This is a genomic window from Pseudahrensia aquimaris, from assembly GCF_042676045.1.
Lineage (GTDB): Bacteria > Pseudomonadota > Alphaproteobacteria > Rhizobiales > Rhizobiaceae > Pseudahrensia > Pseudahrensia aquimaris.
Map to the genome: position 1 here is coordinate 45,960 of NZ_JBHTJV010000009.1, position 12,362 is coordinate 58,321.

12 protein-coding genes and 1 pseudogene are annotated in these 12,362 nt (G+C 57.8%); 5 read left to right on the forward strand and 8 right to left on the reverse strand.

Annotated features, from left to right (window positions below):
* Position 1: 1 nt before the first annotated feature.
* The 3 genes from ACFQ14_RS09050 to ACFQ14_RS09060 all read right to left on the reverse strand — a co-directional run bounded on the left by ACFQ14_RS09050 (position 2) and on the right by ACFQ14_RS09060 (position 1,667).
* Positions 2-574: a F0F1 ATP synthase subunit delta gene (locus ACFQ14_RS09050; protein ID WP_377212412.1), complete on the reverse strand. Its 573-nt coding sequence runs from the start codon at positions 572-574 to the stop codon at positions 2-4.
* A gap of 244 nt (positions 575-818) precedes the next feature.
* Positions 819-1,217 (reverse strand): DUF4345 family protein, encoded by a 399-nt coding sequence (locus tag ACFQ14_RS09055; RefSeq protein WP_377212413.1) that lies wholly within the window; start codon positions 1,215-1,217, stop codon positions 819-821.
* Positions 1,218-1,256: 39 nt separating this feature from the next.
* Entirely contained in the window at positions 1,257-1,667 is a 411-nt protein-coding gene (locus ACFQ14_RS09060) for a hypothetical protein (RefSeq protein WP_377212414.1), read from the reverse strand.
* Positions 1,668-1,777: 110 nt separating this feature from the next.
* Here ACFQ14_RS09060 and ACFQ14_RS09065 point away from each other — a divergent pair.
* Positions 1,778-2,227 (forward strand): annotated as a pseudogene (locus ACFQ14_RS09065) (DUF2780 domain-containing protein); the annotation flags it as partial.
* Between the two features lie 15 nt (positions 2,228-2,242).
* On the opposite strand, the gene ACFQ14_RS09070 reads toward ACFQ14_RS09065, so the two are convergent.
* Together ACFQ14_RS09070 and ACFQ14_RS09075 are read right to left on the reverse strand one after the other, a co-directional pair.
* Complete coding sequence (locus ACFQ14_RS09070) at positions 2,243-3,397, reverse strand: MFS transporter (protein ID WP_377212415.1); 1,155 nt, start codon at positions 3,395-3,397, stop codon at positions 2,243-2,245.
* An 11-nt stretch (positions 3,398-3,408) separates the two neighbouring features.
* Complete coding sequence (locus ACFQ14_RS09075) at positions 3,409-5,622, reverse strand: primosomal protein N' (RefSeq protein WP_377212416.1); 2,214 nt, start codon at positions 5,620-5,622, stop codon at positions 3,409-3,411.
* Positions 5,623-5,738: 116 nt separating this feature from the next.
* On the opposite strand from ACFQ14_RS09075, the gene fsa reads away from it, so the two are divergent.
* From fsa to ACFQ14_RS09095, 4 genes are all read left to right on the forward strand, one after another.
* Entirely contained in the window at positions 5,739-6,392 is a 654-nt protein-coding gene (gene fsa / locus ACFQ14_RS09080; protein WP_377212417.1) for a fructose-6-phosphate aldolase, read from the forward strand.
* A 51-nt stretch (positions 6,393-6,443) separates the two neighbouring features.
* Positions 6,444-6,752: a Dabb family protein gene (locus ACFQ14_RS09085; protein WP_377212418.1), complete on the forward strand. Its 309-nt coding sequence runs from the start codon at positions 6,444-6,446 to the stop codon at positions 6,750-6,752.
* 208 nt (positions 6,753-6,960) lie between these two features.
* Positions 6,961-7,569 (forward strand): LysE family translocator, encoded by a 609-nt coding sequence (locus tag ACFQ14_RS09090; RefSeq protein WP_377212939.1) that lies wholly within the window; start codon positions 6,961-6,963, stop codon positions 7,567-7,569.
* A gap of 239 nt (positions 7,570-7,808) precedes the next feature.
* Positions 7,809-8,597 carry an NAD(P)H-dependent oxidoreductase gene (locus ACFQ14_RS09095; RefSeq protein WP_377212419.1) on the forward strand — a complete coding sequence of 263 codons (789 nt, stop codon included), beginning with the start codon at positions 7,809-7,811 and terminating at the stop codon, positions 8,595-8,597.
* A 503-nt stretch (positions 8,598-9,100) separates the two neighbouring features.
* Here ACFQ14_RS09095 and ACFQ14_RS09100 read toward each other — a convergent pair.
* The 3 genes from ACFQ14_RS09100 to hemC form a co-directional block, all read right to left on the reverse strand.
* Positions 9,101-9,637: a hypothetical protein gene (locus tag ACFQ14_RS09100; protein WP_377212420.1), complete on the reverse strand. Its 537-nt coding sequence runs from the start codon at positions 9,635-9,637 to the stop codon at positions 9,101-9,103.
* A 93-nt stretch (positions 9,638-9,730) separates the two neighbouring features.
* Positions 9,731-11,344 (reverse strand): bifunctional phosphoribosylaminoimidazolecarboxamide formyltransferase/IMP cyclohydrolase, encoded by a 1,614-nt coding sequence (purH, locus tag ACFQ14_RS09105; protein ID WP_377212421.1) that lies wholly within the window; start codon positions 11,342-11,344, stop codon positions 9,731-9,733.
* A 58-nt stretch (positions 11,345-11,402) separates the two neighbouring features.
* Positions 11,403-12,332, reverse strand: coding sequence for a hydroxymethylbilane synthase (gene hemC, locus ACFQ14_RS09110; protein WP_377212422.1), 930 nt, complete (start codon positions 12,330-12,332; stop codon positions 11,403-11,405).
* Positions 12,333-12,362 lie beyond the last annotated feature (30 nt).

Below are 12,362 nucleotides of genomic sequence, written 5' to 3' on the forward strand. Positions count from 1 at the left end.
GTTAGCCGACCTCTTTAAGTGCGAGCTTCAGGGAAGAAAGTTTGGTTTTAAGCGATGTGTCGATCTGGCGTGAGCCGACCTTCACGATCATGCCGCCTAGAAGCGACGGATCAACCGTCACGTCAAGCGCCACATCCTTGCCGACCACGCTTTTGAGCGTCGCCTTCAATTCTTTTGTCTGATCTGCCGTCAGTTTTTGCGCAACGGTGACTTCCGCAGTCGCTTCGCCACGCGCATCGGCCAAAATCTGGCGGAAGGCACGGAGCATGTCTGGCAGAACAAAAAGGCGGCGGTTGCCCGCCACAACATTCACGAAATTGGCTGTCAGGCCCGAAATCTTGGCCTTGGCCAAAACCTTGCTGATAGCAGCCATCTGATCTTCGGATGAGAATACAGGAGACCGGACCAACCGCATCAGATCGTCAGACCCTTTCAGCATGGCGTCCAGGCTGCCGAGATCTTTCTCGACAACTTTGGTCTTCTTCTCACTTTCAGCCAGTTCAAACAGCGCAGACGCATAACGCGCCGCAACATCGGATACCGGACCCGATTTTTCTGAAGAGGATTGAGACACGGTCTGTGTTCTTCTTCTCGGTAGCAGGCCCGGCGAGGACTTTCACACAATATGTGAAAAGCCGTCCGGGACGGTGTGAAAAATTGTTTTCCATCAAAGGCCTGATAAGCCGCACACTGCGGCCAAAACAGGCACACTTTGATGAAACCGCGCTTCCCCTAACACGCACTCAAATGAGTCGCAACACGGTGACCATGCCTCTTTCGTACCGATTGTCGCACCTATCAACAGCTGCTTGCACCGATCACAGCAAACCAAAGGCTTCCGCCGCGAATCTGAGCGGAAAATAAGCCGACAAAACCTCAAAGAAGGTCGCAACACAGCAATGGATGTTGAAAGTGCGGTCAGCGGCGAAAGAAATCACTCTGCCGATCACCGCAAATAGAAAGGCCAAGCCCAGCGCAAAATAGGTGAATGGCTGCGCCAACAGCAAGCAGGCAAGCCCCATGCCCACCCACATGCCACCAAACGGCCCGCGCACTTCCGACACGCCGTTTTGAGTCTTTCCATCGGTCGCAAGGCCAAGAAACTTCATAAAAGGACGCGGCGCAAGCATCAGGCCAAGGCCAATGAGAACGGTTGCCAACGCTGTTATCCAAGCCAAACGCTCCGGCCATTGGTCGGGAAAGGAGATCTCAATCATTAAAGGAAGCCGCCGCTCTGATTCGCATTGGCCGTGACACTACCAGCCAAGAATGGCTTCCAAAAACGAAAAGCCGCCAAACGTGTGCATGGCCGGAATCGTCGCCAAAATAGCATCGCCCATAATCGCGCCCATATGCTGCGGATTGTGCACCCTGTCGACGACAAATGCGAGAATGCGTCCGAAACAGAAAAAGCCGAAAGCAAATGTGAGAATAATATACGGACGCGGTTCACTCAGCAGGATGTAAAGCGCCACACCAACGTAGAACCCTCCGAGCGCCCCACGAATTTCAGACAGACCAAATGCCCGTCCGTCTGCCAGCGCCAGTCCCGTCCACCGCATGATCATGCGCGGCGCGAATAACGTGATCAATCCACCAGCCAGCGCAATCAGCAAAACGAGAAAAGCCAGCGTCTCGCTGGATGATGATGGCAGGGAAAAATTCAACTTGGCATTCTCCAAACGGGCGTGCGGGGCAGCAGTTGCAAATGTGAGACAAAAGGTAAACTTGCGCCACTGCGTCAGAAAGCGCACTTAGCTGCAAAAGTACCCCAACCAAGAGGCGCCCCATGCAAGAACTCATCACCAGAATCACCGAAACTGTCGGCATTGACGAGAACATGGCCAATCAGGCCGTTGGCACCATTTTGGGCTATGTCCAAAACATGGGCGAAGATTCAGCTGTTGCAAGTTTGCTGGAGCAAATCCCCGGGGCTGCCGATTTCATCGCACAATACGGTAGCAGCGCAGCAGAGGCCGTTGAGGGCGGCGCGGCGGCGGCTGGTGGAGGCATCATGGGCACCGTCATGGGCCTCGTCTCCAAGGTTACTGGCGGCGAAGGCGGCGGCATGATGGATGTGGCGCAAGGCTTAATGTCCCAAGGCCTCGACATGGGTCAGATACAAGGCGTGGCCACCGAAACCTTCGCTTACGCCAAAGAGCAAGCTGGAGAAGACGTGGTGAATCAGATCACCAGCAAAATCCCCGGCATCGGCGCGTTTCTTTAAGCGCGGCACCATCTGCTATTGCGCGGCTGCTCGCCCAATGGCCCGGCGACGCAGCGCCAGTAGTGCATGAACCAAGATGGCCAGCGCATAAATCACAGCCAGCGCGACAATGAGTGCCGCGCGGTTTCCATCACCGAGAGCCAAAACCAGCAGCAAGATGGGCGTGCCCAGCAAGTTGCCGATATTGCCCGTTTGCGCCATCAATCCGAAGGCCAAGGCCTGATCTTGCACAGCCGAATTCAGTTCCGGCACCGCTGAAAAGCTGGCGCCTTGCACCAGACCCAACACCGCAAACAGAACCACAGCCCAAAGAGCAAGGTTTTCGCCTCCAAAACCAAGTATCACGACTGCAATCGCCAAGGCTAAACCCGCCACAACAACGCTGACACTGCTGGCACGGCGTATCAGCAAAGGCACGATGGCAAGTGAAACGCCAATGCTGACAAGAGACATGCGCGAAAGGGTTGGGCCCGCCTGATCGGCTGGTAAAAGATCAGGCACAACTGCCAACAGAGCCACAAAAGTGAGGGTGTAGAAAAACCAACCCGCTCCCGCAGCTGCGACAAAGGGCGAGCTGTAAGCCTGTGCGTGACGTTTGAACCAACCATTGGTGGTTGGGCAGTGAGCAACAGGCTCCACCGATGGCACAACCAGCGCGATCAGGATGCCCGCCACGACCAGCACCGTTCCATGGGCCAGGAACAAGCCAGTTAAGCCGTAAGTTTCGACAAGCGGCAGCCCCACCCAAGCCACCAGCGCAAACGCAACGCCGAAAAACGTGCTCCACAGCGTCATGGCAGCCCCGAGAAAACGCACAATGGCAATCTGCCCGATCAATGTCGGAGCGCCGACCACGATGGCAAGATGCGCTGCTCCTTCAACAACGCGGCTAAGCAACATCCATTCAAAAGACGGCAACAACGATTGATAGAAAGACGCCGCCGCGCCAACTCCCATGCCCACGAGGACAAGCCGTTTTGCGCCAAGCCGACCAACCAGCTCTCCCGCCACAATTCCAAGAACCGCTCCCACCAGACTGAGCAGTGACAACAGCCAGCCCAGTTCAGCCCCGGCATCGGGATAGACCATGCGCAGCGCGGGAAACGGAACCGCTATTTTTGCAAATTGGGCGGCAGCGCCCAGCCCGGCACACCACAGCAGCAGGATCAACAGCAACGCCCTCACAGGAAACTCTGCGGGTCAACATCCACCTGCACCCGCACCGAGCCGCGCTCCTTTGGTCCTGCTGCCAGCCACGCCCGCAGCCATGATTGCAGATCGTAGGCACGGGGCGCGTGAACCAGCAGACGGTAACGGTGCCGCCCCCGCACCAGCGCCATCGGCGCTTCGGCAGGGCCAAGAATGTGCACGTCGCCCGATTGCGGCGCGGCGAATTTCATTTCGCGGGCATGAACCTCGACTGCCCGCTTGTCCTCACCCGAAACGATGATCGCCGCCAACCGCGCAAACGGCGGCAGACCCGCAGACTGGCGAAGTCCGATCTCGCGCTCGTAGAACGCCTCGCGGTCACCCGCCTCAATTGCCTGAATCACCGGATGCTCCGGCGCATAGGATTGCAACAGACCAACCGACGCGCCGCCTGCTCGGCCAGCACGGCCCGTCACTTGGCTCAAGAGCTGAAACGTCCGCTCCGCCGCCCGCGGATCGCCGTTGGCAAGTCCCAAGTCAGCGTCCACCACGCCAACGCAGGTCATCAACGGAAAATTATGCCCCTTCGCCACCAATTGCGTGCCGATGATAATATCCGCCTCGCCCTTCGCAATCGCTTCCAGTTCCAGCCGCAGCCGTGTCACCCCGCCCAGCATGTCCGACGACAAAACAATGATCCGCGCATCGGGGAAGGTCTCATCCACCTCTTCCGCCAGCCGCTCGACACCGGGCCCACAGGCCACAAGATGATCAAGCGTGCCGCATTCGGGGCAGGCCTCCGGCGTCTGTTCCGAGTGGCCGCAATGGTGGCACTGCAGCTGGTTGCGGAAGCGATGCTCCACCAGCCAGGCCGAGCAATTCTTGCACTCGAACCGATGTCCACAGACACGACACAGCGTCAGCGGCGCGTATCCACGGCGGTTGAGAAACAGCAGCGCCTGCTCGCCGCGCCCCAGCGCCTCTTCCATCGCCTTCGTCAAAACCGGCGAGATGAATTTGCCCCGCGGCGGCGGGTCTTTGCGCATGTCGATGACCGACAGATCCGGCAGCACCGCATCCGCGTGTCGCGCCTCAAGCCGCTCGTGATGATAGCGGCCCGTCTGCGCGTTCACCCGGCTTTCCACCGACGGCGTGGCCGAGGCCAGCACGCAGGGGAAATTTCCCAGCGAAGCACGCACCACCGCCATGTCGCGGGCATTATAAAATACGCGGTCTTCCTGCTTGTAGGCGCTGTCATGTTCCTCATCCACGATGATCAAGCCCGGCTCACAGAACGGCAAAAACAGCGCCGACCGCGCACCCGCCACCACGCGCACACGCCCCTCAGCCACCTGCCGCCAGACCTTCTCCCGCGTCTTTGGCGCAAGGCCCGAATGCCACTGGGCAGGCGGCGCGCCGAAGCGTTCCTCAAAGCGGTCAAGAAACGTTGATGTCAGCGCGATCTCCGGCAGCAAAATCAAGACCTGCCGCCCCTGCTCCAGCGCCGCCGCAATGGCTTCGAAATAAACCTCCGTCTTGCCCGAACCCGTCACGCCGTCCAGCAACGTGCAGGAAAACTTCTCCTCCCGCACCCGCTCCACCAGCGCATCGGAAACCGCTCGCTGATCGTCCGACAGAGCCACCGCCAGCGCCTCCGCCTCCTCGCCACGAAACGGCGGCGGCACGACCGGACCGGGCGGGATTTCGATATCCTCAAAAAGCCCCTGCTTCACCAGCCCATCAACAACAGACGTGCTCACGCCGGAAGCGTGCGCCAGACCGGAGCGCGTCCACGCCATATCGTTCTCAAGCAATTCCATCACCCGCCTGCGGGCATCCGTCAGCCGCTCCGGCGTGCCACCCAGGTAGCGGATGCCGGCAATCGCAGATTCCGGATCGAGCGCACCGGGCGCGCGCAGCACCATGCGCAACACCATGCCCGGCGACGAGACGGTATACTGCGCCACCCAATCGACAAACTTGCGCATGTCCGCGGCCAGCGGCGGGCAATCGAACTTCACCTCCACAGGCCGCAGCTTTTTCGGATCGACTTCCTTCGCCTCATCCGGCGCATCCCACACCACCGCCGCCACCTTGCGCGGCCCCAGCGGCACTTGGACGAAATCGCCCGGCGCGAGGTTCATCCCCTCCGGCACGGCATAGGAATACGCCTGCTCCGCCGGGATAGGCAGCAGCACGAAGACGGTTTGCGTCTTGCCAAACAGATCATCACCCGCTGCGCTCAAACACCTGTGCCTTAATTTCCGTGACCTTCTCCCTCAGGTTCGCTAAAGCTGACGTCAAATCAAGGCCAGCCGCACCGCGCACAGGCCAAAAGCCGCAACTTCTGGAGACAAGCCCCATGAAATTCTTCCTCGATACCGCAGATGTGGACGAAATCCGCGAATGGAACGCCACCGGCCTGCTCGACGGCGTGACCACCAACCCCTCGCTGATTCTTAAATCAGGCCGCGACATTAAAGAAGTGCTGGCCGAGATTTGCGACATCGTCGACGGTCCCGTCTCCGGCGAAGTCGCCGCCACCGACGTTGATACGATGATCAAAGAAGGCAAGGCGCTGGCGTCAATCGCCGACAACATCTGCATCAAATTGCCGACCACGCTCGACGGCATCAAGGCCTGCAACATACTCACCAACGAGGGCCACCAGACCAACCTGACGCTGTGCTTCAACGCCACGCAGGCATTGCTGGCTGCCAAGGCAGGCGCGACGTTCATCTCCCCCTTCATCGGCCGCCTCGACGACATGGGCATCGACGGCATGGAACTCATCGAAGACATCCGCGCCATCTACGACAATTACGATTTCGAGACAGAAATCCTCGCCGCCTCCATCCGCACCACAAACCACGTCAAAGACTGCGCGATTGCAGGCGCGGATGTGGCAACAATCCCCACCAGCACGATAGCCAAACTGCTGGACCACCCGCTCACGGAAAAAGGTTTGGCCGCGTTCCTTGCGGATTGGGAAAAGACAGGTCAGACGATTGGGTGAGGCGGAGATGAACAGCGGGGCGGTTCTGTTCACTCACCGTAAACAGCAGCCATGATCCGCCACATCGTCCTCATCAAATTCAAGCCGGATACTGACGAAGCCAAGATCGCTGAAATCTTCGCAAGCCTTTCCGCACTCACGGACAGGCTCCCCGGTGCCCAAAATTTCACCGGCGGACGCTCCCAGAGCCCCGAGCAAATCGAACGGGGCTACATGCACGGCTTCGTCATCGATTTCGAAAGCTGGGCCGATCTTGAAGCCTACGCCCAACACCCCGACCACCGCACACTAGGCACCCAACTCACAGAGAACGCCGTTGGCGCACGAGACGGGATACTGGTTGTGGATTTGGAGGTATAGGGGGACGAGACGTGCTGTGTGGTTGGCAGCAATGCGGACAAAGTGACCAAAGCAGCCCTGTCGCTGGACGACACCTCCTTTGGATTTTCTATTTATGCGTCTGGACGGATGGTTCGGCGTGAAGGGATGTTGTAACCATACAGTTCAATCAAACGATTACTGTTACTTCCGCAAGGAAATTTTATTGGCTTACGATCTTGTTCACTGGATGACGTTTCTATCTGCGGCGGTTTTGCTGAACTTGTCACCAGGCTCTGATATTGCCTTCATACTCGGCAACACGGTCAAAGGCGGAACCCGTGCTGGCTTTGCGGCAATATTGGGCATTTGGACTGGCGCTCTGGTCCATGTTCTGCTGGCGGTTATTGGGGTCTCTGCCATTTTAGCAACATCTGAAGTCGCTTTCACCATCGTGAAATGGGCAGGGGTCGTGTATCTCGTATGGCTTGGTGTGCAAATGATCCGCTCATCTGGGGGTGCTTTTGTCACCGATGATGTTCAAGCAAAGCAAACTTTCTGGCCAATCTTCAGGCAAGGTGTACTAATCGACCTGCTTAATCCGAAAGTCGCGATATTCTTCCTCGCATTCCTGCCGCAATTTGTCGTGCCGGGCGCAGGCTCTGTGCCATCGCAACTGCTGCTGCACGGCGTCCTGATTATCGCCGTGGCGGCTGTTATCGAACCACCTCTAGTTATGGTCGGTGGAAGGTTCACCGAACGGCTGCGCAACAGTCCCCAAATAGCAAAATGGTTGGATCGAGCGCTTGGCGCTTTGCTCATAGCTCTCGCTGGTCGCCTGATGACTTTGCAACGTTGATTGTGTAAGGCTTTACGAAACAGAATCGAGCGAAACGACCATTGGCGACGCAATCTCTGACGTCAACTTTTGCCTGTAAATTTGCCTTTCAACTGTCGCAAAAACCATGGTTTTGGCGACAACGAAGACCAGCAAAGCGGACAAAACTGCCGTTTCCATATGCTAATTCGAGGTCTGGTTTTCACGTTGGCAAATGACTAGGAATTCTAAAAAGTTGTAAAATTTTTAAGGATTACAAAATGAAAGCGCACATCGTTTTAGCTCATCCAGAACACAAGTCCTTTAATAGTAGTCTTGCACGTATGACAGAGCAGCTACTGAGCGAGTCTTACGAAGTTACGTTTTCCGATCTTTATGCCATGCGGTTTGATCCCTACGACCGCCCGGAGCATTATGACGACCAACGCGATCTGGCTGGTTTTCATGTGCAATCGGAGCAGCGCCGTCATGCGGAGGCTGGCACAACACCGACGGATATCGCCGCTGAAGCCGATAGATTGATCAATGCAGATCTTTTGGTCGTCCACTTCCCGCTTTGGTGGTTTGGAATGCCAGCGATCCTAAAAGGCTGGATCGACCGGGTCTTTGTCTACGGTTCCGTTTACAAGAGCACCATGCGGCACGACCTAGGCATCTGGCGTGGCAAGAAAATGATTGCTTGTGTTACGACAGGGTCATCTAGCGATGCATGCAGCCATGATGGGATCGAAGGAGACACGTATTTGCACCTTTGGCCACTTCTCTACCCGTTCCGCTACATTGGCTTTGACGTCTTGGAGCCATTCGTCCTTCACGGCGTTGGCAGCACATCCTATTTGGAGGGGATCGATCAGGGACTGGGTGAACTTAAACCGCTGCTTGATCAGTGGGGCGAGGCGCTTGAAACAATCTCTTATCGTAGAGTGACGCCCTACAATAGGGACGATGATTTTGATGGGAAGAAACAGCTAAAGACAGCCGCAGCGATCTATTCACCGTTCATTTCATCGACCAAGCACGGTCCTTGGCCAGTTGCAGAGTCTGACTAAGCATTTGCTTTATAGCCGCCATTCATAGCAGTTGCAGCATCGGTCAAAGAGGGCTCGAAGCTGCCGTCGTAGGTTTTTGATGCACTCGAAATATTTCCGTTCAAGCACCGCACCCCAATTCGTCATTCCGGAGACGCCGGAGGCCGAGTCCGGGATCCAGTGCTGAGAGGGTGGCCCGCGCGGTTCTGGATTCCAGGCTCTGGCGATACCAGCCCCGGAATGACGGTGGCTAAGGTTCGGGTGAAGGGTGGTCAGCGCAGGAGACGGAACCGATAGGAAGAGCCGTTAGGCCCAGCCCTCAATGCCGGAAGTGCCGCATTCTCGTACGCACCGTCGCCAGACCCGCCTCATCTTCTGCCGCTATCAGGTCATTCTCCGCCCCAGTGCGGGGGGCTACGGAACGCCGCTTCATTCATCGATGCTGAATGCGAAACTCCGGCAGGGGGCAAAAGTTGATGACGCTGTGTGGGAAGCGGCGCACCAACTTTGGTCAATCAATGCTCCTAGCGGCGCTTCACGCGATGCAAGACGGCCAAGGCTGAAAGAACCACGAATTGGAAGCTTTGGACGATGGATGTGAACCGATTTGATGTCGATGTGGTCATAGCCCAGAAAATCATACCGCCAATTGCACCAAGCACTAGGTTCCAGAACACCACAGGGGCCGCAATCGGGAAGCCAAGATTGCCGACGAATTTCAAACAGAAGCAAGCATAGAGTATCGACGCACCGCCATAGGCATACCATGGTTCGATCTGCGCATTGCGCATCCAGAACATCAGGCCCAAGCCCGGTAGACCTATGGTGAAAGCGCACATCACACCGATCACCGGCATAAAGACAGAGATCATCACAATCTGAATGAGTTTTTCATCCGACACAGCGCGCCCATCTAATATAGAAAGGAAAAACCCAAGCAAAGTGACCACGCCAAAGAGCATGAATGCGCTGGCCCAACTGACGATATACGGAAACAAAACCCCATTCTGATTGGACGGAGCTGCGTTTTCATCGGTGACTGGCTGGTCTAATTTATCCATTTGGAAATATTACAATTCTCAAATTGAAAGCCCATTAAACGTCACGGTTACCACTTGACTAACGCTGGAGACCGGTTGGCATCCTACAGCTCCTCAATGCCGGAAGTGCCGCATTCCTGTGAACACCATCGCCAAGCCGGCTTCGTCCGCCGCCGCGATCACATCATCGTCGCGCATGGATCCGCCGGGTTGGATCACCGCCGTGGCGCCAGCTTCGGCGGCTGACAACAGCCCATCGGCAAACGGGAAGAACGCATCCGATGCCACTACCGAACCAACTGTTTTAGGCCCATCCCATCCGGCAGCTTCGGCGGCATCAACCGCTTTGCGCGCGGCGATACGGGAGGAATCCACACGGCTCATCTGGCCCGCGCCGATACCCACCGTCGCGCCGTCCTTGGCGTAGATGATGGCGTTCGATTTCACGTGTTTCGCCACGCGGAAAGCGAACAGCATGTCGGCCATTTCCTGCGCATTCGGCTGGCGTTTGGTGACGACTTTCAGATCGTCTGCCGTTACCCGCCCCGCGTCGCGCCCCTGGACGAGATAACCGCCCGCCACGTTTCGAACGGTCAGCCCCGCCTCAGCAGGGTCGGCCATCGCGCCCGTCACCAGCAGGCGCAGGTTTTTCTTCGCCGCCAAAACTTCGCGGGCTGCATCATCAGCATCGGGCGCGATGATAACCTCGGTAAAAATCTCGACCATTTTCTCCGCAGCCGCACCCGTCAAAGGCCGGTTCATCGCAATGATACCACCGAAGGCGGAAACCGGGTCACAGTCGAAGGCCCGCTGATAGGCGTCCTCCAGCGTCTCTCCCGTAGCCACACCGCACGGATTGGCGTGTTTGATGATCGCCACCGCCGCTTGGTCGGCGTCAAACTCGCTCGCCAGTTCAAACGCCGCATCGGTGTCGTTGATGTTGTTGTAGGAAAGCTGCTTGCCCTGAAGTTGCCGCGCCGTCGTCACACCGGGACGCGCCACGCCGCCGCCATAAAGCGCGGCTTGTTGGTGCGGGTTTTCGCCGTAGCGCATCGTTGCCAAAAGCGGCCCGCCAAAGGCACGATTGGCAGGCTCGGCAACGTCAAATTGCTCAGCCATCCAGTTGGAAATGCCCGCGTCGTAAACAGCAGTGCGAGCATAGGTTGCCTGCGCCAGTTTCTGGCGGGTCGCCAAGCGCGATGCGCCATCGTTGTCCGCCAGTTCTGCAATAAAGCCAGCGTAATCATCAGGAGACGTCAGCACCGAAACATAAGCGTGGTTTTTCGCCGCCGCCCGCAGCATGGCAGGCCCGCCAATGTCGATGTTCTCGATGATGGTCGCCGCATCCGCACCGGATTTCATCACCTCCGCAAAAGGATACAAATTGACCACCAACAAATCGATCGCGCCGATGCCATGCTCTTCCATCGAGGCCACGTGGTCGTCCGCATCGCGGATCGCCAACAGGCCACCGTGGACAGCCGGGTGCAGCGTCTTCACCCGCCCGTCCATGATCTCGGGAAAGCCCGTCACGTCCGACACGTCTTTCACCGCAAGCCCCGCATCTTTCAGCGCCTTCGCCGAACCGCCGGTGGAGAGCAGCTCAACCCCGTGGGACGCCAAAGCCTTGGCCAGATCGATCAGGCCGGTCTTGTCGAAAACGGAAAGCAGAGCGCGCCGCACCGGAACACGGTCTGGCGCGGGAAAGGAACGGGACGCGATGGCCATGAGGGGCACTCGTCAGATGGGGTTGGCGGGATGCCTGTTCTTAAAGTCCGCGGGCCGATCAGGTCCAGTGCTGAAAGAAGTCATCCCCCGCCTGTTGGCGCAACGCCGTGCCGGCCTTTTCGCCCATTGCACGGGCCGCATCGACGCTCAGACTGCAAGTATCGGCAGCGTCATAGGCAGTCTGCCCGTCTTCAGAAAGGATCATGCCCTTGAACGAAATTGCATCCGTTCCGATTTGCGCAAGCCCCGCAATCGGCGTGCGGCAGGAACCATCCAGCGCCCGCAGGAAGGCACGCTCGGCGGTCAGCGCCAATTCCGTATCGCCATCGTTGATGGCTGCCACCAATTCACGCGTCGCCACATCGTCCTCACGGCTTTCAATGCAGATAGCGCCTTGCCCCGGCGCGGGCAGAAATTTGTCCACTTCCATCAGGGAAGTGATCGCGTGATCCATGCCCAAGCGCCGCAGGCCGGCATTCGCGAGCAAGGTTGCGGCCACGTCGCCAGCCTCCAGCTTCGCCATGCGCGTCTGCACGTTGCCGCGAAACATCACGATTTCCAGATCAGGCCGCATGCGTTTCAGCAGGGCCTGACGGCGCAGCGACGAAGAGCCGACCACAGCGCCTTGGGGCAGATCTTGCACGCGCTTGGCAACCGGAGACAAAAACGCATCGCGCACATCCTCGCGCGGCAGATAGCAGGTAATCTCCAGCCCATCAGGAAGCACCGAGGCCATGTCTTTCGTAGAATGAACCGCCAGATCAATCTCACCATCAGAAAGCGCCAGTTCAATTTCCTTGGAGAAAAGACCCTTGCCGCCAACTTCGGAAAGCGGCCTGTCCTGCACCCGGTCGCCAAGCACGGAGATAACCTTGATTTCGAAAGCCTCTTCATCCATGCCATGAACGCTGGAAAGACGGGCGCGCACCTCGTGCGCCTGCGCCATGGCCAACGCGCTGCCGCGTGTGCCGATACGGATTTTGGTCATGCTGGTGCTCTCGCTCCCGAAATACTAAAT